The organism is Verrucomicrobiota bacterium, assembly GCA_027622555.1.
Taxonomy (GTDB): Bacteria; Verrucomicrobiota; Verrucomicrobiia; order Opitutales; family UBA2995; genus UBA2995.
In genome coordinates, this window is sequence record JAQBYJ010000022.1 from 40839 (window position 1) to 62502 (window position 21664).

The 21664-nt window shown below is 46.6% G+C and carries 21 protein-coding genes; 7 read left to right on the forward strand and 14 right to left on the reverse strand.

The window, feature by feature from the left end; all coding sequences use genetic code 11:
* A complete protein-coding gene (lpdA, locus tag O3C43_08025; protein ID MDA1066435.1) occupies positions 1–1401 on the forward strand; it encodes a dihydrolipoyl dehydrogenase in 1401 nt (466 codons plus the stop codon).
* A 79-nt stretch (positions 1402–1480) separates the two neighbouring features.
* Here lpdA and fabF read toward each other — a convergent pair whose 3' ends face one another.
* The 4 genes from fabF to O3C43_08045 all read right to left on the reverse strand — a co-directional run bounded on the left by fabF (position 1481) and on the right by O3C43_08045 (position 5066).
* Positions 1481–2740, reverse strand: a complete 1260-nt coding sequence (fabF, locus tag O3C43_08030; GenBank protein ID MDA1066436.1) for a beta-ketoacyl-ACP synthase II — start codon at positions 2738–2740, stop codon at positions 1481–1483.
* A gap of 39 nt (positions 2741–2779) precedes the next feature.
* Positions 2780–3034: an acyl carrier protein gene (locus tag O3C43_08035; GenBank protein MDA1066437.1), complete on the reverse strand. Its 255-nt coding sequence runs from the start codon at positions 3032–3034 to the stop codon at positions 2780–2782.
* Between the two features lie 34 nt (positions 3035–3068).
* A complete protein-coding gene (gene fabG, locus O3C43_08040) occupies positions 3069–3818 on the reverse strand; it encodes a 3-oxoacyl-[acyl-carrier-protein] reductase (GenBank protein MDA1066438.1) in 750 nt (249 codons plus the stop codon).
* An 87-nt stretch (positions 3819–3905) separates the two neighbouring features.
* Positions 3906–5066, reverse strand: coding sequence for a sulfite reductase subunit alpha (locus O3C43_08045; protein MDA1066439.1), 1161 nt, complete (start codon positions 5064–5066; stop codon positions 3906–3908).
* Positions 5067–5153: 87 nt separating this feature from the next.
* Between O3C43_08045 and O3C43_08050 the strand changes: the two genes are divergently transcribed.
* From O3C43_08050 to proC, 6 genes are all read left to right on the forward strand, one after another.
* Positions 5154–5879 carry a pseudouridine synthase gene (locus tag O3C43_08050; protein ID MDA1066440.1) on the forward strand — a complete coding sequence of 242 codons (726 nt, stop codon included), beginning with the start codon at positions 5154–5156 and terminating at the stop codon, positions 5877–5879.
* Positions 5880–5915: 36 nt separating this feature from the next.
* The gene (locus O3C43_08055) at positions 5916–6752 is read left to right on the forward strand and encodes a hypothetical protein (GenBank protein ID MDA1066441.1); all 837 of its coding nucleotides are present in this window, start codon (positions 5916–5918) and stop codon (positions 6750–6752) included.
* A 6-nt stretch (positions 6753–6758) separates the two neighbouring features.
* Positions 6759–7631: a bifunctional methylenetetrahydrofolate dehydrogenase/methenyltetrahydrofolate cyclohydrolase FolD gene (gene folD / locus O3C43_08060; protein ID MDA1066442.1), complete on the forward strand. Its 873-nt coding sequence runs from the start codon at positions 6759–6761 to the stop codon at positions 7629–7631.
* 8 nt (positions 7632–7639) lie between these two features.
* A complete protein-coding gene (locus tag O3C43_08065) occupies positions 7640–8200 on the forward strand; it encodes an RDD family protein (protein MDA1066443.1) in 561 nt (186 codons plus the stop codon).
* Between the two features lie 109 nt (positions 8201–8309).
* Complete coding sequence (locus O3C43_08070; GenBank protein MDA1066444.1) at positions 8310–9434, forward strand: response regulator; 1125 nt, start codon at positions 8310–8312, stop codon at positions 9432–9434.
* On the forward strand, positions 9418–10227 hold the full coding sequence (proC, locus tag O3C43_08075) for a pyrroline-5-carboxylate reductase (GenBank protein ID MDA1066445.1): 810 nt from the start codon (positions 9418–9420) through the stop codon (positions 10225–10227). The genes O3C43_08070 and proC overlap by 17 nt, the downstream gene beginning before the upstream one ends.
* A gap of 49 nt (positions 10228–10276) precedes the next feature.
* Here proC and O3C43_08080 read toward each other — a convergent pair whose 3' ends face one another.
* Genes O3C43_08080 through O3C43_08125 form a run of 10 tightly spaced genes read right to left on the reverse strand, consistent with a single transcriptional unit; the run spans position 10277 to position 21169 of the window.
* Entirely contained in the window at positions 10277–10930 is a 654-nt protein-coding gene (locus O3C43_08080) for a cytochrome c (protein ID MDA1066446.1), read from the reverse strand.
* On the reverse strand, positions 10930–11553 hold the full coding sequence (locus O3C43_08085) for a cbb3-type cytochrome c oxidase subunit II (GenBank protein MDA1066447.1): 624 nt from the start codon (positions 11551–11553) through the stop codon (positions 10930–10932). The genes O3C43_08080 and O3C43_08085 overlap by 1 nt, the downstream gene beginning before the upstream one ends.
* Positions 11550–12983 carry a cbb3-type cytochrome c oxidase subunit I gene (locus O3C43_08090; GenBank protein ID MDA1066448.1) on the reverse strand — a complete coding sequence of 478 codons (1434 nt, stop codon included), beginning with the start codon at positions 12981–12983 and terminating at the stop codon, positions 11550–11552. The genes O3C43_08085 and O3C43_08090 overlap by 4 nt, the downstream gene beginning before the upstream one ends.
* Before the next feature lie 18 nt (positions 12984–13001).
* The gene (locus O3C43_08095; GenBank protein MDA1066449.1) at positions 13002–13301 is read right to left on the reverse strand and encodes a hypothetical protein; all 300 of its coding nucleotides are present in this window, start codon (positions 13299–13301) and stop codon (positions 13002–13004) included.
* A complete protein-coding gene (locus O3C43_08100) occupies positions 13291–14550 on the reverse strand; it encodes a hypothetical protein (protein ID MDA1066450.1) in 1260 nt (419 codons plus the stop codon). Before O3C43_08100 ends, O3C43_08095 begins: the two co-directional genes overlap by 11 nt.
* A complete protein-coding gene (locus O3C43_08105) occupies positions 14547–15155 on the reverse strand; it encodes a cytochrome c (protein ID MDA1066451.1) in 609 nt (202 codons plus the stop codon). The genes O3C43_08100 and O3C43_08105 overlap by 4 nt, the downstream gene beginning before the upstream one ends.
* A gap of 2 nt (positions 15156–15157) precedes the next feature.
* Positions 15158–15694 carry a DUF3341 domain-containing protein gene (locus tag O3C43_08110; protein MDA1066452.1) on the reverse strand — a complete coding sequence of 179 codons (537 nt, stop codon included), beginning with the start codon at positions 15692–15694 and terminating at the stop codon, positions 15158–15160.
* Between the two features lie 15 nt (positions 15695–15709).
* Positions 15710–17149 carry a polysulfide reductase NrfD gene (gene nrfD / locus O3C43_08115; protein MDA1066453.1) on the reverse strand — a complete coding sequence of 480 codons (1440 nt, stop codon included), beginning with the start codon at positions 17147–17149 and terminating at the stop codon, positions 15710–15712.
* A 19-nt stretch (positions 17150–17168) separates the two neighbouring features.
* Positions 17169–20519, reverse strand: coding sequence for a TAT-variant-translocated molybdopterin oxidoreductase (locus O3C43_08120; GenBank protein MDA1066454.1), 3351 nt, complete (start codon positions 20517–20519; stop codon positions 17169–17171).
* The gene (locus O3C43_08125; protein ID MDA1066455.1) at positions 20516–21169 is read right to left on the reverse strand and encodes a cytochrome C; all 654 of its coding nucleotides are present in this window, start codon (positions 21167–21169) and stop codon (positions 20516–20518) included. Before O3C43_08125 ends, O3C43_08120 begins: the two co-directional genes overlap by 4 nt.
* Positions 21170–21664: the final 495 nt, after the last annotated feature.

A 21664-nucleotide genomic window follows, 5' to 3' on the forward strand; every position in this document is an offset into this window, starting at 1 on the left:
ATGAGCGATCACACATTTGATGTTGTTGTTATTGGCTCCGGACCTGGAGGTTATGTAGCTGCGATAAGAGCTTCACAACTTGGGCTAAAGACTGCCCTGGTTGAAAAAGGACATCTCGGCGGCACATGCTTGAATGTTGGCTGTATTCCAAGTAAGGCACTGCTTCACTCCACGGAAATGCTTCACTTTGCCGAAAAGAAAGCAGCCACTCACGGAATCAAACTCGAAGGTATTTCTTTTGATTTGGAAGCAATGATGAACCGCAAGTCGGCGGTCGTGAAAACGCTCCGCGGTGGAGTTCAAGCCCTGGTAACCAAGAAAGGCGGAACCATTTTTCATGGGCTAGGTGTTATTCAATCTCCGAATTCCGTCTTGGTGAAGCAAGAGGAAGGGGAGATTAAGCTCACCACAACACATATCGTAATTGCCACCGGATCCTCGCCGATAGAATTATCATTTCTCCCTTACGATGGGGAGAAAGTGGTATCAAGCGACCAGGCGATCGCCTTTGATTCGGTTCCCGAACAACTCGCCGTTATTGGAGCCAGTGCAATAGGACTGGAACTCGGATCGGTATGGGCTCGCCTGGGCTCGAAAGTTACCATCATTGAATTCCTACCGAAAATCGCGCCCACCTATGATGATGATATCTGTAAGATGGCAGAGCGTGTATTCAAACGCCAAGGACTCATCTTTCATACAAGCACCAAGGTAACCGGTGCGGACACAAGCGGTGAAAAGCTGTTGTTAACAGCCGAAAAAAACGGAAACACTATCACAATTGAAGCGGATAAAGTTTTGGTCGCCGTTGGCCGGAAATCAAATACAGCAAACACGGGATTGGAAAACGTCGGCATTAATCTGGATGAAAAAGGCCGCATTCCGATCGATAAATATTTTAGAACGAAAACTGCAGGAATTTACGCTATAGGCGACGTAGTAGCTGGTCCTATGCTGGCGCACAAAGCTGAAGAAGAAGGTGTGGCGGTAGCTGAAATTATCGCAGGTAAAGCTGGCCATGTGAATTACGACGTGATTCCCGGCGTTATTTACACAGATCCCGAAATCGCGTCGGTGGGCATTTCGGAACAAGAGGCTAAAGAACAGAACATTGCTGTAAAAACCGGGACGTTTAATTTATCCGCAAACGGAAGAGCAATCGCGTCCGATGTGACCGAAGGAATGGTAAAAGTAATCGCCGATGCCAAAACGGATAAACTCCTCGGCGTTCAAATTTTTGGGCACAATGCCTCTGAATTAATAGGAGCAGCCGTAACGCATATGGAATATAGTGGAAGCGCAGAAGATCTGGCCCGAACCATTCACGCTCACCCTACGCTTTCGGAATCATTAAAAGAAGCGGCTTTGGCCGCAGATGGTCGTGGAATCCACAGTATTTAAATGTGGAAAAACCCAGGATTAGCATAGATTGAAATGCCGGTTTGATCCTGGTGATTTCAAGTGGTGAAACGCCTAGAAACTAATCTTCGTATCTCTTAAATACGAGAGTGCCATTATGACCACCAAATCCAAGGTTGTTGCTGATCGCAACGCGGATATCGGCCTTAACTTTTACATTGGGTGTGTAATTCAAATCGCACTCAGGATCCTGGTCATCCAAATTGATCGTGGGAGGCACTTCTCCAGTGCGAATGGTATTGATACAAGTAATCGCTTCAATTCCACCGGCCGCACCCAAAAGGTGACCCGTCATTGATTTGGTAGAGCTGATTATTACTTTTCTAGCATGCTCCTCGCCAAGGGAATTCTTGATCGATTTGGTTTCGATCAAGTCATTGTAAAGGGTGGAAGTTCCGTGAGCATTTACGTAATCGACATCCTCGGGCTGCATATCCGCATCTTTTAGGGCAAATCTTATAGCATGCTCCAAGCCTTCACCTGACATTTCAGGCGCAGTGATATGATAGGCATCGCAGGTGGCACCATAACCAGAGATTTCACACAGAATATTAGCTCCGCGTTTTAGCGCATGGTCCAACGATTCCAGAACAATGACTCCGGCACCTTCACCCATCACGAAACCATCCCGGCCTTTGTTAAATGGTTGGCTCGCTTTTTCTGGAAATTCATTCTGGGTACTCATCGCCTTCATCTGGCAGAAGCCAGCATAGGCTAATTGGGTTATCGTCGCTTCACTTCCCCCTGCGATCATTACGTCCGCATCGCCGTAGCGAATGTGCCTTAAAGCTTCACCGATCGAATTGGTGCCTGTGGTGCACGCGCTAACGATTCCGAAGTTTGGACCCTTGGCACCAAGTTCAATCGCGACCCGACCACAACCCATATTGGCAATCAACATCGGAATCATAAAAGGAGACACACGGCGCGGACCTTTTTCAAAAAGGACTTTCGATTGGTTTTCAATCGTGTTCATTCCACCGATACCAGAACCAACAAATACTCCTACACGGTAAGGATCTTCCTTACTCATATCGATCCCCGAATCTTTAAAAGCTGCGAGAGCAGCGAAGACGGAGAATTGGGTATACCGATCGTTTCGGCGAGCCTCCTTAATATCCATGACCCTGGTTGGATCCCAGTCAGCTATCTCAGCGCCAATCTTACACGTATACTCCGTAGTATCAAAGGCTTTGACGGTGCTGATCCCACTAACTCCATTTAACAAGTTGTCGTGAAAGGCATCAGGTGTATCGCCCAAAGAAGTGAGCAATCCCATACCGGTTACAACTACGCGATTGCTAGATCGGGAGTTAAGCATAAGCAACTGGGACCATACCTAGACGGCCCAAACATAAAATTATTGAGACTTTTCTTTGATGTAAGCGATAACGTTTCCAACCGTCTGGAGCTTTTCAGCATCAGATTCAGGAATTTCGCCATCAATCTCTTCTTTGAACTCTTCTTCGAATGCCATGATTAGCTCGACAGTATCGAGTGAATCAGCTCCTAGATCGTCCAAAAACGAGGCTTCAGGAGTAACCTGCTCTTCATTTACGTTGAGCTGGTTAACGATAATTTCAATTACGCGTTCTTCTGTTGTTTTATCTGCCATGGTAGGAAGTAGATGTTTTAGAATAGATCAGAGTTTATATCGTCATACCGCCGTCAACAGTAAAAACCTGACCAGTTATATAATTCGCTTCTTCAGAAGCTAGAAAAGTAACCATATTGGCAATATCTTTTGGATCACCAAATTTTTTAAGAGGAATATTTGCCAGCACTTGTTGAGCAATATCGCCTTCTTGAAAGGAGGAGGTCATATCGGTGGAAATAAAGCCGGGAGCGACAACATTACTAGTAATAGAGCGGGATGCCAATTCTTTGGCCAAGGACTTCGCCATGGCGATCATGCCAGCTTTGGCGCTGGAATAATTGATTTGCCCGGCGTTTCCGACGATTCCACTCACCGAGCTCACATTAATAATACGACCCCAGCGTTTTTTCGTCATGGGTCGAACCAGACCTTTGCACCAATAAAAGCTACTGCTTAAATTCGTGTCTATCACCGAATGCCAATCTTCTTCGGTCATTCGGATTAACAGGCCATCTTTTGTGATCCCAGCGTTGTTTACCAAAATATCCACGCAGCCAAATTCTTCAATAAGTTGCTTACAGGCTGCTGCTACCGCACCAGCATCACTGACATCTACAGCCAAAGAGCTCGCTTTTCCACCTTGAGCCCGGATGCCTTCAGCGGCTGCACCGCAGCTGGCTGGATTTAAACTTACACAGACTACATGAACACCTTCCGCGGCCAAGCTTTCAGCAATGGAGCGACCGATTCCTCTGCCAGCTCCGGTGACAACCGCAACACGTTCATTAAAAGTCAGGTTCATAAAGCGGGAAGTGGGACACAATTTATTGGGCCGATCAAGTGAAAATATCGGAAGAGTGCCCAAGCTTTCCAGTCATTTAAAACGAGTTTAATAGACGTCTCTAAGGTAACGTTTTTCTTTTTTCATCTGCTTAAAATAGACGACCGCCTCTTCTTCGGATAAGCCACCATGTTCTTGTGCGATGGTGTGAAGTGCCGCATCCACATCCTTAGCCATATGCTTGGCATCTCCGCACACAAAAAAGAAAGCACCTCCTCTTATCCACTCCCACAAGGTTGCTCCAGATTCGAACATCTTATCCTGGACATAGATTTTTTCTTCCTGATCCCGGGACCAGGCCAAATCAAGTTTCTCAAGATGTCCCGCCGCTTTCATGGCTTCGAATTCTTCTTCATATAGGTAGTCAGTTGCCCGATGCTGATCACCGAAGAACAACCAATTCTTACCCGGAGCATTCTTGGCAATCCGTTCCTGCAAAAATGCACGGAATGGTGCAATACCCGTTCCTGGCCCCACCATAATCATTGGAGCGGAATCATCGTCGGGTAAGCCGAAATGAGATTTGGCTACAAACACCGGCATGGACGAGACTTCCAATTCTACGCGGTCCGAAAGATAGGTACTACAAACACCAACGCGTTTCCGATTGTTCGTCTCGTAGCGGATAATGGAGACGGTGAGATGAATTTCGTTTGGGTATAAGAGCGGGGATGATGCGATCGAATACAGACGCGGCATCAACTTCCTCAAACTATCTACAAATTCTTGAGCAGAGAAATTTGCCGAAGGAAACTCTTCAAGAATATCGAGGAATTCGCGATTTGCGAGATACTCCTCGGTCGACTCCTTATTGGCATCGTCCAAGAGTTCAGCAAGGATGGATGCTTCCGCCTCATTTTCAACTTTACCAGCGAAGGTCATTAACGTTTTGCGAGTCGGAGCTGCCAGGGAAAGCTTTCTGGATAGGGCCTCGCGAAAGCTAATAGTCTTCTCTTTCTTCGGCAGGGTAACGAGTTCATCGCCGTTTACCCCCAGTGCCTTTATGACTGCCTCAACAGTTTCAGACTGGTTTGAGGGATAAACTCCCAGGGAATCACCGCAGGAATAAACAAGATTGCTACCCGTAAGATCCACCACAAAGTGGCGGGTATCTTTTGAACTCCCCTCTCTATATAGAGGGGAGTTTTCGGTTAGCTTTGCCAGAAATGGATTGTTTTTATCGTATTGTGGTTCTACTTCAGCATCCATAAAAAAAGCGGATTAAAAACAATCACAAAATCCTGTCCATCAATAATAATAGTCAATTTAAGTTTTTAATATTCCTTTCGATATCCCATGAGTTCAGCTTCACCTGAAAGATTACAAAAATTTCTCGCCCAGGCCGGCGTTGGCTCCCGCAGAAAGTCCGAAGCCATGATAGAAGCAGGTCGGATTGTGGTTAACGGCCAGATTGCAAAATTGGGGATGAAAGTTATTTCCGGCAAGGACCATGTATTTCTCGACGGTCGTCGCGTTCAAAAGGTCGAGACACCCAAAATCGTACTCATGGTAAATAAACCGATCGGCTATACCTGTACCAGCTCCGATCGTTTTGCAAAGAAGACTGTTTTCGAACTCCTGCCCAAAAACTTTCAACTGGATCCATCCCTGCATTGCGCAGGTCGGCTCGACCGCGACAGCCAGGGCTTGCTCGTAATCACAAATGATGGGGATCTCACGTTTGCCTTAACTCACCCTTCGAATAAGGTGTTAAAGTATTATCGGGTTTATCTTGATAAAGAATTCCCTTTTGAACTGATCAGCAAATTAACGACCGGGATTCAAGATGGAGACGAGCATCTAAAAGCAGAAGCGATTAGACCCAATCCCCGGAAACCCAGAGAAATAGAGGTTACTCTGAATCATGGTAAAAAACGAGAAATTCGGCGTCTGCTAAAATTGGTCGGATTTGAAGTGAAAGAGCTGGAAAGAACAAAAATTGGCCATTTCGGGATCAAAGGATTAAGAAAAGGGTCGGTAAAAAGACTCACCGATGCAGAAAAGAGGTTGTTGTTGGCCTAAAGACACTTAAAGATAAATTTCCAAATAAAAAATATCATGAACAGATCATTCATTCTGAAAACGTTCCTCCTTCCCATTTTTTTATTCTCAAGCGTATTGGGAGTCGTAGGACAAGAAATGGTAGCGGTGTTTCTTAAACCGGACTCCAGCTCTTACCAGGTTACTACTTTGGCGGCGAACGATTCCCGTTTAGCCGCTGCTGCTGAGATGCCTTACAGCACCGAGCAATCGAATGTGTGGAAATGGGTTGAGCTTAACCAAACCTTCGAAGGATTCGTTAGAAAAGGTTATGTGACAAAAGGACTTACCGTTCAGGTTGGAGCCCCGGTCTATTTTGTACCGGGTGACGAAGATGCTTTTCTGACCATTTTGGAGGACGGAGCTAGTGCCGAAGTTGTCCAAGCTGCTGGCGAGTGGATCAAAATCTCAGTCACAACTTCAGTCCCCGTTTACTTTGAAACGGATACACCCGCAACCGCCCCAGGACCAGCTTTTGCTGCCGAGCTACCTTCAGCTCGCAATGATACTGCTTATGAAGTCGAATCAGCCGTAGTCCAAGACGAAATCGCGGCTTACGAACCATTGGATTTGTCATCTACCAAAACCTACCCCGGGGAACCCATAGATCGTATTCTGGAAGGAAAGCTGGTCGTGTATAAAGGCTTACCATACCCTTTTAATAAACCCACATACCAGTGGCAAATATTGAACAGCCGTAAAAAGCGGATGGCATTTGTCGATCCACGGAACCTGATTCTCGATCGACCCTTCGAATCCTACCTGGGACAGAAACTCAGTCTTGCCGGTAGTATCTACCGAATAAACAAAGGCCGCGATTTGGTAATCGTCGCCAGCCAGCTCACAGTACAATAGACCTCAATGAAGTTAATCGACGGTAAACACATCGCCGCGACCATTCTGGATGAAATTACCGAAGAAGTAGCCAAGCTCGGAGACGAGAAGCCCGCTGTTACTTTTGTGAGGGTCGGTGAAGACCCTGCTTCGGTTTCCTACGTCAGGAATAAGGAACGCGCCGCCGCAAAGACAGGTATTCGAAGTGAACTTAAGGTATTCCCCGAAACGATCTCTGAGAATGAGCTCCTTGCGGAGATAAAAGCACTCAATGAGAATCCTTCTATACACGGGATTTTGGTTCAGGCTCCCCTACCCGACCATATCGACGAAGGAACCATATTTCGGTCGGTGTTGCCGGAGAAGGATGTGGATGGATTTCACACCGTAAATATCGGCAAGCTTTGCCAGGAAGACCCAAGCGGTTCAGTTGCGTGCACACCTGCAGGAGTTATCGAATTGCTCAAACGTTCGGATATATCAACCGAAGGGAAACATGTGGTGGTTCTTGGACGAAGTTTAATTGTCGGAAAGCCTGTTTCACTTCTATTTCTGCAGAAAGGAGCATTTGGAAATGCAACCGTAACCGTGTGCCATTCACGAACCCGAGATATTGCATCCATCGTAAAACAAGCGGACATAGTTGTAGCTGCGATTGGAAGAGCCCACTTTGTAACCGCCGACATGTTAAAACCAGGTGCGGTTGTTATAGATGTCGGTATCAACCGTATTGAGGACAGTTCAAGAAAGAGTGGTTATCGATTGGTTGGAGATGTAGATTTTGAAGCCGCCAAAGATATTGTCTCGGCCATAACACCTGTTCCAGGTGGAGTAGGCCCCATGACAGTAGCCATGTTGATGAAGAATACACTTCGGGCTTTTCAGGCAACCAGGAGTTAATTGCCAAGATGCAAGAGCCTCCCGAATTGCCACTATCGGCTCAATCGATAAGTAATCATGTCAAGCCGACTCCGCCGTGGGTAAGGTTACTGGCGGGAGGAGCAGATGTAGTGGTATGTGGATTACTGGCGTTCGCAATAATCATGGTCATCCTTATTCCAAAATATTATCCTGGAACCGAATCCATTATTGTCGAATACGCCGAGAAGTCATCGGGGAACTTTATGGCGGACAAGGATCTTGCAAAGACATTGATGGAGAATCCGGATCTGAGGAATATGCTGGTGGCCAGTCAAACCATCCTGTTCACCATTTTCTTCCTCTATTTTCTGATTAGCGAATGGAGATTAAAAGGTAGCTCTTTAGGGAAACTGATATTCCGAATAAAAGTGTCGCGTTATCAATTGGATCAACCGCTCCTTTTTCGAACCATATTTATGAGAGCCTGGTTGAAGACGATTTTCCTGCTGCTCAGTCCATGGCTTTGGATCACCTTTATGTTGATCTTTTTACAAAAGGACAAACGAACGGTACACGATCTAATTACCGGAACCTGGGTTATTGACTAGGAAAATGACCAAAGAGTGTAAGTAGACTTTTAAACTTTTGTTTTTGTTAGACAAAACAATAACCATAGGGTTTACCCTTACGTTTCCTTTGTAAAAACTCTACAGCTCAGTGAAGATAAATCCTAAAATCCTCGTGGTTGATGATCAGCCGGTTAATGTAAAGCTTCTCGAAAAAAAATTAGTTCGAGAGGGCATGGACGTGTGGACAGCCAATGACGGAGAAACTTGTCTCAAGTTGGTCGAACAACATATGCCCGACGTCATTCTTCTGGACGTTATGATGCCAATAATGGACGGGCATGAGGTCTGTGAACGTTTACAGGAGAAAGAGAAAACACGATCGATTCCTATTATCTTCATCACTGCAAACTCAACCAAAGAAGGAAAACTTGAAGGACTGAGTTTTGGCGCAGTTGATTATATCACGAAGCCTATTGATTTGGACGAAACCGTAGCACGTGTGAATACACAACTCCGCTTTCTGGAAGTAAACCGGGAAAACATGGAGCTCACCAAAAGACTGGGAGAAGTGCGGCGAAATGCAGCCATCGGAGCAATTACTCAAGGAATAGCACATAACGTTAACAACCTTTTGGGTGTCGTAGTCGGCTATCTCGATTTGATTAAGACCGATCTAACCAATGAGGAACTCGTTCATCGTGGAATCGCTGTGATTGATAAAACAGTTGGAAAAATGACGGCCATAGTAAAACAGCTCAGCCGGCTGGCTAGCGAATCACACATTGCGGTAGGCGAGCTCATACTGGATGATTTGCTTGAGACTGCCGTCCAAAGATTTAAGGATACCCACGAAATTGATTTCATTGAAGTAAAGATGAGCGATCCTTCTATGAAGCTTCAAGCCAACCGGGAAACCTTCGAAGACGTTCTATCCAGACTGATGGAAAACGCGCTGGAAAGTTACCACCGCTTCGATTGTGCGAATCCGATCATCCGGGTTGAAACGGATGTCGCAACTCACGATAATCGTCAGATGCTTCGTATCCAGGTAACTGATCGGGGAAAAGGAATCCGTGAAGATATCCGCGACAACATTTTCGAACCATTTGTAACTATCAAAGCCGGAATTGGTTGTGGCATGGGATTAACGGTTGCACAGCATTCGGTTCGTTCCTTGGGTGGTCAGCTAAGCATAGCAAACAACCCTGAAGGACAGGGAACGATTTCTACTTTTTTGCATCCTATACATGCAGCACATGAGCGTCTCGTCTAAAATTGGATTCTGGGGAAGCGGTAACATGGCCAGTGCCATGATGCGTGGATTGATTTCCAAACAAGTCGTCAAACCAGAACAAATCTATTGTATTAGTGAGTTTGGTCGCGGAGCTGGTGCCTTTGCAAAAGAGACCGGGGCAAATTCCCTGGGAAATTCTTCGGAGGACCTCATTGAAGCAAGTGACATTTTGGTGTTGGCCTTCAAGCCGCAACAACTGGATACACAGGCAGAGGCGGTTCAAAAAATAAACAACCGCCTGGTTCTATCTATTCTCGCGGGAACTTCATTGGAGAAACTGGCCCGAGCCATCCCCAACGCCGGGACCCTTGTCAGAACCATGCCCAACACTCCGGGCCGCATCAGCGAAGGAATTACCGCTTACTGCAGCAATAAAACACTTGAGGATTCCGATAAGGAAATACTGAAAGCAGTTTTAGGGAGCCTTGGACAAGTCTTTCAAATCGACGAAAGTATGATGGATGTCCACACAGCGGTGGCAGGCAGTGGCCCTGCTTACGTGTTCGAGTTTATTGCCGCATTGGCCGAGGCCGGAACACAAGAGGGACTTCCTCCCGAAATGGCGCTTCAAATAGCAAAACAAACGGTGTTTGGAGCGGCAGCCCTGGCAAAGCAGGCTGAGGAACACCCCGAAGAATTACGCAATCAGGTTACTTCAAAAGGCGGAACAACTCAAGCAGGCTTGGAAGCCATGTCTTCAGCCAATTTTAGAGAAATGATCAGGGACACCGTTCGTGCTGCAAAACTTCGCTCCATCGAAATGGGGAAATAAAAAAGCCCGGTAATTCACCGGGCCTTTTAAAAATAGATTAAGCTGAAGCCTATTCAGTGTCCCAGGGCTTGAGCTCTTCAACCGTCCACATACCACGTTGCCCTGTCTGCTCCCGAGCTTCGGCAACGACCGCGGCATCCACCGGACCGGACGTGTTACCCCACTCCTGGCGAACATAGGTAAGCACATGAGCAATCTTCTCGTCATTGAGAACAGATCCCAGAGGAGCCATAATAGAATTATACCCAGTACCTTTGACCATGATTGGACCTTGCATACCCGCCAACACAATGCGCGCCAATAATTGTGGATTCTTTGCAACCCACTCAGACTCGGCCAAAGGAGGAAATGCTCCAACCATCCCCTGTCCATTCACCTGGTGACATGCCATACAGTTTGTTTGGTAAATCTTTTTTCCTTCTTTAACAGGATCAAAAGCAGCAACTTCTCCAGCTCCAGCAGTGCCTGATCCACCGCCCAAATTAGCCATCTCACTGGCAATACTCGAAGACTCAAGATATTCATTGGAATCAAAGCCACCAGAAAATCTAGCCAGATAAATTACGGCCAGGATTATAGAAAAGACTATCGCAAGATAACCAATTGTTTCCGGTGAAATAAAAGTATTTTTATCGTTGAGTGAGACAAGATTTGAATCTTCGACCTCCTCAGATGATTTAAAATTGGATTGATCTTCGGTCATTACTTTATCCGCTTCGATTCAGGTAAGTCATAGTCCATATTTAAACTCTGCAAGTAAGCGACTAACGCCACGGCATCATCTGTTGGAACAATTTCAAATCCTTCAGCAGGCGTGTCATTGCCTACAAGGACAAGCGCGTTTGCAGAAAGAGTACCACTAAATTCTCTCTTCTTGAAGAGAAAAGGGTACGAGGGCATATTGGAAACTTCCGATACATCGCTGGGTTTATTTAAATGGGCGAAAAACCAGGCTGCATCATGTCGAGATCCCACGTTGGAAAGATCCGGACCAATACGCTTATTTCCAAGAATGACTTGATCCTGCAATACGTAGTCACGGGCTACTGATTGTCTTGATCCCCAATCACGGCCAAAATCTCCGCCGTATCCTGGACGACGAGTTTGTTGCGTGTGGCAAACCACACAGCCGAGTTCACGATAAACTTTTTGCCCACGACCAGCGAGCCCTTCGTGACCGATGATGATAACATCCTCATCGGATACCTTAAGGCTAGTTTCAAGCTCCGATGGGCTCAACTCTTTTGCTCCTTGAAGGAGGAGGAAATACGAGGAACTTGTGATTCCGATCAATAACACAAAGAATAAGGAAGCAAAACTTTTCATGACTCAACTCCTCCCACAGCATCCTCTTCGGCTCGCGTAAGATCCTCTATACAGGATTCAACATCGGCCCTCATTATCACTATTACGTTTAAAATCAATGCGAGGTGACCAATTATAAGAAAAATCCATGCCATTGACCGCGCGACCATCCAATAAGAGGTGTAACGAACTATCTCCGCAAATGGAACAGCCGCATCGTTCATGGCTACACCTTGTTTCCAGCCACCGACGGCTAAGGGAACCACGAGCATCACAATTCCAGTGAATGCTATCCAGAAATGAGACGATATTAGAAAATCCATCGGCCACTCTCGACCAAGAATTTTTGGCAATGCGTAATAAACGATGGCGAACATCGCCATGCTAAATACCCCGTAGAAGATGAGGAAGTGGTGAGCATCCAGGAGAATAGTAAATTGAGAAACTTCCGCAACGCCCCTAAGAGAAAGCAACACAACGCCCACGCCAGAAATCAACAAAGCGAGTGACGCAAAACTGGTGAATAGGAGAACTCCATTCCCCACAATCTGAGAACGATTCTGCCAGAGAGTACCGAAAAAATTAATACCGGTGATCACAAAAAAGATAATCATCAACAGACTTGCTACGATGCCGGAGGTAATCATCCATGCGGGGAATGGTCCTCCGACGAGTCGGGCGGCTCCCATCCATGTTCCAGCAAGGACAAAAACGAGGAATGCGCGCCGAGCGATTCTGTAAGCCAAAAGGCTCGTACCTAGTAGTTTGGGAATCAGGTAATATAAACCTGCAACCGCAATAGATCCAAACCAGAGCCAAATAAGATTGGAAGCAAACCAGCTGGCAACCAAGGCCTGAACTACGCCAGGAACCGGGTTCACGAACAACATGATTTGCGCGACAATCTGTATCCAGGGAAATATCAGGAAGGCGGCTAATAAAAACCATTGGGAAGCATAAAAGTCCGGGTAACTTCTGTTTTTGAAACACGCGATACCCCAGACACATACGACCAACGAAGAAAGAAATAACGCTAAGCCGACATAGGAAGGAAGTTCCAAAAGCTCAAACGCGTTGAGATCACCCATGAAAATCCCGACAACACCGACCGTTAGTGCGAGGTTCCAAAATACGGCGGCAATGATAAGTACCAACCTGAAACGTAATTGAGTTCCACAAAGCCGTGCCATCAACCAAAGACTAACAGCAAAAGCGATGTTACAGCCAAAGCCGTAAACAAAAGCAGCCGTGTAGACAGCTTGTACGCGTCCCACAGTTAGAAATGCCCAGCTGTTTAAAAACTCCGGATTGTGAGTTTTCCAAGACGCGAGGTATCCAAAGATTGAGGCGAATAAAAGCCACTTAAGCGCTGAAAACAAATAGACGAGAACAGGCGCTTTGGTGGAACGATCGATGGCCGCCGTTCCTGAAAGAGTTAAATTTGATTCCATAGAACTCATTTTAATTAATTATTTTTTCAGCTCCTGGATTACTAGTTTTTGAGCGACTTCGGCAGGAATGCGAACGACACCCTTTTCCTGATCGACCCACCCGTAAGTAGAAAGGACTTCGTTATCATGCGCTTTGAGTTCCGCGCCAGTTGGTGGTGCTGCTTCGTCTCTGACTTCCACTACAGCTGGTGCATCTTCACTGTCTCCCAAGCCGTAGGCCCATAATACCAGGACAGCGAACACTGCAATCGCTACAAGAACAGCAATGATAGATGCCAAAAACGAAAATCCGTCAGGTTTGGTTGAATTATCGGCCATTGTGGTGCAGGGATTCTAAAATTCGTGGATCTTTAACCGGAATGATTTGGGACTTGCCCCAGCTTCGCATGAATGACCAGGCGCAAATTCCACCGATTCCAAGGAAGGCAGCTATATCCCAAAAAGAGATATAAAACGGATAGGAAATATACATATCGTAATCCAAACGCTTGGAAGGAAGTATGTTGAAATATAGATCCAACATATGGAAGGAGAGTAACCAGATGCATATAAAAATCATTCGGTTCACCTTCACTTTGTTGGCGTAGAAAAGCAGGTAGATAAAAGGGAATAGGAAGTAACCAAAGATCAGACCCATACTTATCGTCCACCACGCACCTTGCTCGCGCATATTATACCAAAAGGTTTCTTCAGGAATATTTGCATTATAAATCAGGAAATACTGGGAAAAACTGATGTAAGCCCAGAACACGGTAAACGCTAACATGATACACCCCAAGTCATACATATGACCACGTTTGAAGAATCCGGTTAACGGGCCATTCTTGTATACTTGAATGATACAAACCAAGGCGGTAACCGCCAAGGCAGCCCGCATGCTTGCGGCAAAAAACCACACACCAAACATGGTTGAAAACCAGTGAAATTCAATGGACTTAATCCAGTCGATGGAGGCAAAAGTCAAAGCAAGGGCCGTAAACATAATGCCCCATGCTGAGTGGAAAAGCAGTTTCTTACTCCAGGCAGGATTCCCATCAGCATCTTGAGCTTTGCTCAATTTGCGGAGCCTGTTTGCGAGATAACACCAACCAACAAAATAAATAGCACACCGAACCAAAAAGGCGGTTTCGTTGAGCCACCAGGCTTTTTTCTGATAAAGCACATCATCGGCTACAGCTCTTGCATCCAACCATTTCCATATGAACCCTGAATTATCGTCGCCCATCAAAAAGCTGATGACCAGGAAAGGAACAAAAATCAGCGCCAACCAGGGAAAGATCGAAAGACCATGTTCCAACTGACGACGAGGAATCGTGGACCATCCCGAACCAAAAACATGGTGAATCATGGTTAGCATTATCATACCCACGCCGATGCTAAGGTAGAAAATGAACATGATTAAGAGCCCATAGGCAGGACGTGGATTATGATCAGCCACACCTGAAAATACGCCGAGCAGAGTTATCGCTAAAAATACAATTCCTCCGATAAGGAAGATTTTCGACCAGGGTTTTTTACTGGAAGATGAAGCAGTGGCAGCTCCTGCAGTTGTTACTTCGCTGTTCATAGTCCCAAATCCTTTCTGTTGGCCGGCGGCACATCATTGACTGACGCATTTTGCGAACGTTGAATTACCCGCAAATAGGCAATCACGGCCCAGCGATCTTCAGCAGAAAGCTTATCACGGTAGTAACCCATAAGGCCTTTGCCATTGGTCAAGGTATTGAAAATTTCACCTTCAGCGATGTCCCGTAGACGGTCATCGTGGAAACTGGCCACAATATTCATACCGCGCGGCTTGGTGACTCCATTGCCATCCCCCACGCCTCCGTGGCAAACGGCACAATAAATACCGTAGCGTTCTTTGCCACGATTAATCAAATCGTCAGTTACTGGCATCGGAAAGCCTCTCGCCCATTCCTCACCCTTCTTTCCGAAGTGAAGAAATTCGTCATCCTTCAAAAGACCGCGAGCAACGGTTCCCGCAATAGGAAGGCGATCCGTACGACCATCAGCAAAAAACGTACTGGTGCCCTGCGGCTTATATTTCGATTGGTCATCCATGTCTGGAAACATTTCCAAAGGTGGCTTGGTAAATGATCCTCCGCGGAATCCTAAAATGGAAACCACTGCGGCGACGGCTAATGCAAATGCGAACAGGAAATATCTCATGATTAGTCTTCCAACTCCTGTATGTTAGTTCCGCCTATTTCCTGCAGGAACGTGCGGGTTTTTTCTGCGTCATAAAGCGGGTCGGCAGCTTCAATCGTTATACGTAAAATGTCGTCTGTTGTTCCGGCAAAGTTCTTTGCCTTCATCGCCGGGTGGTAATGCCGGGGAAGCCCATTTAGAATAAACATTCCGGCGATGGTAGAAAGTGCAGCGAGAAGGATGGTGAGCTCATACATGACCGGGAATGGAAATACCGGACTAAACAAGGGTTTACCACCAACGATCAACGGGTAGTCGAAATAGTTCATGTACCACACCAGAAACAAACCGATAATGAATCCAGTGGTTCCGCCAATGAAGGTAAAGAAAGGCACCTTGGAACGTTTCAAGCCCATGGCATCGTCCAATCCGTGAACAGGGAAAGGGGTGAGTACATCCCAGGATTTGAATCCTTCATCACGACATTTTTCAGCCGCCTTCATCAGAATCAAAGGGTTTTCAAAATCGGCCATGAGACCGTATATTTTATTGTCCGCCATACAAAAATTCTCCGATTAGTGGTGTCCTCCTTCGTAGTGGTGCGGATCTGCCTGCGGGGTCACGGCCTTCACTTCAGCGATGGCAATGAGTGGTAGGAAGCGCAAGAAGAGAAGGAACAGTGTAGAGAAGACTCCAAACGTTCCGAAGAAAGTAAAAATATCGACCGCGGTCGGAGAATAGTATCCCCAACTTGAGGGTAAGAAATCTCGGGCGAGCGAAGTGACCGCGATCACGAAGCGTTCGAACCACATACCGACATTTACAAAAATGGAGATGATCCAAACGACATGAGGTCGATGGCGGATCCACTTAAACCAAAACAACTGGGGACATATCACATTACAGGAAAACATCGTAATGTAAGCCCAGGAGTAGATACCAAAAGCTCGATTAAAGAACGCGAAAATCTCATACGGATTTGCTCCGTAGAACGCTATGAAGAATTCCATCGAGTAGGCATACCCAACAATCGTCCCGGTTGCTAATGTGATCTTACACATGCAATCGATGTGATGTTGGGTTATCAGATCATGTAGTCCGTAAATGGCACGCAAAGGGAGCATCAAGGTTAACACCATTCCAAATCCGGAAAAGATAGCACCCGCTACAAAGTACGGTGGAAAAATGGTAGTGTGCCAACCAGGAATCAAGGCAACCGCGAAGTCGAAGGATACAATCGTATGAACCGAAAGAACCAGAGGCGTTGAAAGCCCGGCTAACAACAGGTATGCCATTTCGTAGTTGCTCCAATTGCGGTTGGAACCTCGCCAACCCATGGAGAAAATACCGTAAACGATTTTGCGAAACTTTGATTTTGCGCGATCACGCAGGGTAGCCAAATCCGGAAGCAGACCTACATACCAGAATGCAACCGATACAGTAGCGTAAGTAGACACGGCAAAAACGTCCCAGAGAAGAGGACTTCGAAAGTTTGGCCAAATGGCATTGGCATTGGGCAAAGGGAATAACCACCAGGCGAACCATACACGTCCAACGTGGAAAACAGGAAAGATCCCGGCACAAGCAACAGCGAAAATAGTCATCGCTTCAGCCGCGCGATTAATGGTCGTCCGCCATGGTTGTTTTAATAGACAGAGAATGGCCGAAATCAAAGTTCCTGCATGGCCGATACCAATCCAGAAAACGAAGTTTACAATGGCCCAACCCCAGTTCATGGGATTTGAAAGACCCCAAACCCCTACCCCGGTTGATACCAGATAGAAAAGACCCATCACGGTAAATGACGCCAGGGAAACGGCACAAGCGAAAGCCACCCACCACCAAACAGGAGTTTTGGCTTCCACAATGCCACATACCTTTTGGGTAATCCATCCAAAGCTGCGGTCGTTTTCGACTAACTTGGGACGAGGCAAATGCGCTGGCTTTACCTCGGCAAGTATTTCGGGCGAAGCCGGTGTTTTTAAATCCAAAGAGAATTGATCAGAAAATGCCATAATCTCGAAAACCTATAAATTAATGACCGTTATGTCCGCCATCCTCTGCAGCGTGAGAATCCACCGCATGCTCATCGCCATGACCTTCACCATGACCATTGACAGCATTATACTCCAAATGGCTTAGCGGATTGTCATAGTAATCCGGCATGAGCGGATTCGGGTTACGTAACTTAGCAAGGTAAGTAGTGCGAGGACGTGTGTTGAGATAACCCAACACTCCATAATCTCGATTAGATACCTTCAACTTGGAAACTTCTGATTCTGGATCGGAAACATCACCAAAAACAATCGCACCTGCAGGACAGACCTGTTGACAGGCAGTTTTGATGGTTCCGTCTGGAACTTTTACATTATCGGAATTGCGGGCTTCAACCTTTTGGTCAATCTTCGCCGCCTGGATTCTTTGAGTGCAATAGGTGCACTTTTCCATAACACCACGCATACGAACCGAAACTTCCGGGTTCTTGGACATCATCTTCAACTCGTCCATTCCACCAGGTCCGAGGGGACCTTCGTAAACGCTGTCCATTTCGCGATCATTCCAATCGAAGAAATTGAAGCGACGAACTTTGTATGGACAGTTGTTGGCACAATATCGGGTTCCAACACAACGGTTGTAGGCCATGACATTCAGTCCTTCATCATCGTGAACGGTTGCATTAACCGGGCAGACAGATTCACAAGGTGCCATTTCGCAATGCTGACAAGTCATCGGCTGAAGTGAAACCTGTGGGTTGGCTGGGATATCGTTGGTATCACGACCTGGACCGGCTGAGTAATAACGATCCAAACGAATCCAGTGCATCTCACGACCACGCTTCACCTGATCGCGTCCAACAACGGGAATATTATTCTCCGATTGGCAAGCGATGACGCAGGCATTACAGCCAGTGCAAGTATTGAGGTCGATTGACATACCCCACTGGTGAGTGCCTGTAAATTCCGGGGTGACGTAAGCCGAATTACCACGATTCGCTTCGCCGGCAACAATCAGTTTTTGCAGTGGTACTGTGTCGCGACGATTTCCGCCATTCGCATCAAGTCCTAACACCGGGGGAGAGTGAGACTCCATGCCCATGTGGTCTACGAAGTCAGGATGCTCTTTATAAAAATCGAGGTTGGCTTCACGAATAATCGCACGACCTTCCATGGACCAATGCTCCTGGGTATCGGCAAGTTCTTGAATGCCGCCCGCTAATTTGGCTGTCGCACCTGAAATCGAAGAAAGTCCGGTAGATGTACGTAACGTGTAAGCATTGAAGCCGCTGCCTTCACCCACATTACCGGTGACGGTGCGACCGTAACCTAATGAAACAACTATGGTGCTGTCAGGTAAGCCCGGTTGAACATGTGCGGGCCCCCTCAAGGTTTTGCCGCCAACAGATACTTCAATGATGTGGCCTTGCTCCTTACCTCGCTTGTGAGCGTTCGGGTTTTTACTAACCACTTTAATCAAAGTGTTACCAGCAATCACTCCAAGCTCTTGGCCCAATTTCGGGCTGATCAGGAAAGCGTTATCCCAGGTAAGCTTCGTTACGGGATCAGGACACTCCTGTAACCAACCGTTGTTGTTGAACCGTCCGTCATCGAGACTTGGATCCGCTATGAAGCGAACTTCCAGGTTTGATGAAGAAAGCTTGGATGCTCTGATTCCAGCGGACTGAAGCAAATTGGTAATAGCGTTTACATCCAACTTTACTTTTACGCTGTCGCTGGTTGTTCCGGCCCAGAAACCATCGTGTAGGAATTTCTCAAAATCTTTCTGAGAACCACTTAACGATTCGGTAACCGCATCAAATACAATCGTATATCCTTCCTTAGGCTCACCGTTAATAATGACCTCAAGCACTTCATGTTCAGTGAGTCCTTGGAAAAGAGGGAGGATCATCGGCTGAATCGCCAACACCGTGCCGTCAAAAGCAACTGCGTCGCCCCAACTTTCGAGGAAGTGCGCGGCGTTGATATGGCAGTCAGACTTTTCGGACGTTTCATCAAAGTATTCACCTAAACGGACTACTTCACTGACTTTATCCTGAAGCTTGGACCACTCCAAATCGACGGGCGCGTTGTAAACAGGATTACCACCCAAAACCACCAGAGTATCAACATAATCACTGCTTATAGCCTTGGCCAATTCGCTGATCGATTTTGCATTACTTTCGGGAATCTTAACGTATTTTACGGTAGCACCCTGAGCTTTGAGCACTTCGTTCATTGCAATGACAAGTGCGTGAACAGCCTGAGGCTGATGCGGTCCTGCAACGACCAAGGAGTGGCCAGCGTGTGCGAATAAATCCTTGGCACATTCCTCGATCCAATGAGGATCCACATCAAGTCCCTCACCCGATGCTTTAAGCGCTGAAATTGAGTCAGCATTCAAACCCTGAGCTTCAAATATTTCGGCAGCAATCAGCGCAGTGAGTGCTGGAATGTCACTGGATGCGATACGCAAACGGTGATCAGCCATACCTCCAGTGATCGAGTAATAGGACTCCGCGGCGTAGAGCCGGTTCATTGAAGTATGGTCGTCTTCCACCTTGCGGGCTTTAGTAAAATCGCGGGTGTAAGCCAGGTGGTTAGGATCACTGTAAAGGAAATCGGCTTCTAAAGAAAGAACCCGATCAGCTTTTGAAAAATCATAAACGGCGCGAACAGACTCACCAAATGCTATGGCTGCAGCTTTATCAGGATTGGAAGTATCGATAGCATCGTACTCCGCCCAAATCGCTTTTGGAAGTTTTGCTTTTAGCTGCTTTAGATGAGCGGCTCGAGTCAAAGAAGGAACACCTTCGGCAAGAAACGCTAACCCTTCACCACCGTTTTTGGCGTATTTTTTTGAAATGGCTACCAAATGCTCGGTACGCTGATCCTCGGTTAAGGTACGACCTCCCTGAACTGTTTTCTTGGAACGAGATGGGTCGTAAAGATCCAGAATTGCCGCTTGGGCATACTGATTCGTGCTACCCTGCGTGCTTTCAACCAGGTTATTTCCTTCCAGTTTAGTCGGGCGGCCTTCGTTCGTTTCGGCAATCAACGCTATCGGATCGTTCCGATGCGGCATGGCGGACGCATAGTATAAAGGCTTACCGTGTACAATTTCTTCAGGCTGCTGACTGAAAGGCATGATGTACTTTTCAGGGCGGCGACAACCGGTTAGTCCGACACCGGCAAAAGCGAAAGATGCAGACATCACCTTCATGAATTGACGACGATTTACGCCATCCAATTCTGATGCGCCCTCAGGGAATTCCCGGTGCAGGTAGTTTTTGAATCCTTCGGTCTCAGCCAACTCATCCAGGCTTTTCCAGTAATGAGGACCTTTGAGGTCAGAATCCGAAGGTTCGGGATGTTTAAGAAATTTTTTCATCGGTGACATCCTGAGCAGCTGGTGGGTGGATTTACTTTCCAATGCTCTTTCATTTCATTTCCATCTTTCAATTGCTGCTCCTTGCTTTCCGGATGCCAGTCGAGGTCAAACACTTTGTCCAGCGGACGAATTCTTTCCTCCGGGTTGCGATGGCATTCGAGACAGAAAGCCATGCTAAATGACATTTCATGTCGGACTTCATCCATCTCATTAACCTGTCCGTGACACTCGTAACAGCTGATACCGCGGTTTACGTGAACGGAATGATCGAAATAAACGTAGTCAGGGGCCTTGTGCACTTTAACCCAGGGAATGGCCTCACCGCTAGCAAAGCTGTCGCGAACTGGCTGAAGCTTTTCGCTGAGTGGCAGCACCTGATTGTGGCAATTCATACAAGTACTAGTAGATGGCACGTTTGAGTGGCCGGACTTTTCCACTTGGCTATGGCAATAACGGCAATCAATTCCCAACTCTCCAGCATGGAGGGAGTGCTCAAAAGCAACTGGCTGAATCGGTTGATAACCCACACGTGAGTATTTGGGAGTCAAATAATAGTTGAAACCCGCCGTCACCGTTGCACCCAACAATAATAGTGCGATCACTATCCTGATAGGTGCTTTGTTGGCTTCTTTCGAAAAAATCGTAGACATAATTTAAATAATTCCGTCGACCCCGAAGGTTAGAATCTCACGTAGATTTCCCGTTTCGTTTTGGCAACTCAAGAAATGCACGCTTGCGATAACAGTGGTTTTATTAGTTCTCCCTTGAAACACTTCGAGGATCCTGACGGACTTGAAAACGGCTGGTTTTAGACGAGCCATCTTGATTATTTTTTGCGGTGGCCGAAACGGTTTTTCCTAGAAAAACAGAAGCGACGCTTGCACCCCAAAATCCTTTCAAAAAACGTGGTCGTGAAAGGTTTTGTTTAAAGTCTGCCATGAAATGGTGGAGAAAAGAGATTAACGGACAGTAGTAAAAACATCGCAATAGAATGACCGGCTATTTCGAATGCAATAACTTTTTCGAAAAATTAGAGTACACAATTTGCCTTATGCAAAAATCTAATACTGGAAATAGCTTACTGACTAGTCCTTAGCATAGGCTACACTTGGGGCGTAAAAAAACGACCTGACCAGCGATTTGTT

Excerpts from the sequence above, each read along its gene's own strand:
- proC (MDA1066445.1), top strand. The coding sequence starts at position 9,418 with ATGAGCGTCTCGTCTAAAATTGGATTCTGGGGAAGCGGTAACATGGCC.
- O3C43_08055 (MDA1066441.1), top strand. The coding sequence starts at position 5,916 with ATGAACAGATCATTCATTCTGAAAACGTTCCTCCTTCCCATTTTTTTA.
- O3C43_08035 (MDA1066437.1), bottom strand. The coding sequence starts at position 3,034 with ATGGCAGATAAAACAACAGAAGAACGCGTAATTGAAATTATCGTTAAC.
- O3C43_08110 (MDA1066452.1), bottom strand. The coding sequence starts at position 15,694 with ATGGCGGACAATAAAATATACGGTCTCATGGCCGATTTTGAAAACCCT.
- nrfD (MDA1066453.1), bottom strand. The coding sequence starts at position 17,149 with ATGGCATTTTCTGATCAATTCTCTTTGGATTTAAAAACACCGGCTTCG.
- O3C43_08045 (MDA1066439.1), bottom strand. The coding sequence starts at position 5,066 with ATGGATGCTGAAGTAGAACCACAATACGATAAAAACAATCCATTTCTG.
- O3C43_08085 (MDA1066447.1), bottom strand. The coding sequence starts at position 11,553 with ATGAAAAGTTTTGCTTCCTTATTCTTTGTGTTATTGATCGGAATCACA.
- O3C43_08125 (MDA1066455.1), bottom strand. The coding sequence starts at position 21,169 with ATGTCTACGATTTTTTCGAAAGAAGCCAACAAAGCACCTATCAGGATA.
- O3C43_08105 (MDA1066451.1), bottom strand. The coding sequence starts at position 15,155 with ATGAGATATTTCCTGTTCGCATTTGCATTAGCCGTCGCCGCAGTGGTT.
- O3C43_08095 (MDA1066449.1), bottom strand. The coding sequence starts at position 13,301 with ATGGCCGATAATTCAACCAAACCTGACGGATTTTCGTTTTTGGCATCT.
- lpdA (MDA1066435.1), top strand. The coding sequence starts at position 1 with ATGAGCGATCACACATTTGATGTTGTTGTTATTGGCTCCGGACCTGGA.
- folD (MDA1066442.1), top strand. The coding sequence starts at position 6,759 with ATGAAGTTAATCGACGGTAAACACATCGCCGCGACCATTCTGGATGAA.
- fabG (MDA1066438.1), bottom strand. The coding sequence starts at position 3,818 with ATGAACCTGACTTTTAATGAACGTGTTGCGGTTGTCACCGGAGCTGGC.
- O3C43_08120 (MDA1066454.1), bottom strand. The coding sequence starts at position 20,519 with ATGAAAAAATTTCTTAAACATCCCGAACCTTCGGATTCTGACCTCAAA.
- O3C43_08065 (MDA1066443.1), top strand. The coding sequence starts at position 7,640 with ATGCAAGAGCCTCCCGAATTGCCACTATCGGCTCAATCGATAAGTAAT.
- O3C43_08100 (MDA1066450.1), bottom strand. The coding sequence starts at position 14,550 with ATGAACAGCGAAGTAACAACTGCAGGAGCTGCCACTGCTTCATCTTCC.
- O3C43_08050 (MDA1066440.1), top strand. The coding sequence starts at position 5,154 with ATGAGTTCAGCTTCACCTGAAAGATTACAAAAATTTCTCGCCCAGGCC.
- O3C43_08080 (MDA1066446.1), bottom strand. The coding sequence starts at position 10,930 with ATGACCGAAGATCAATCCAATTTTAAATCATCTGAGGAGGTCGAAGAT.
- O3C43_08090 (MDA1066448.1), bottom strand. The coding sequence starts at position 12,983 with ATGGAATCAAATTTAACTCTTTCAGGAACGGCGGCCATCGATCGTTCC.
- fabF (MDA1066436.1), bottom strand. The coding sequence starts at position 2,740 with ATGCTTAACTCCCGATCTAGCAATCGCGTAGTTGTAACCGGTATGGGA.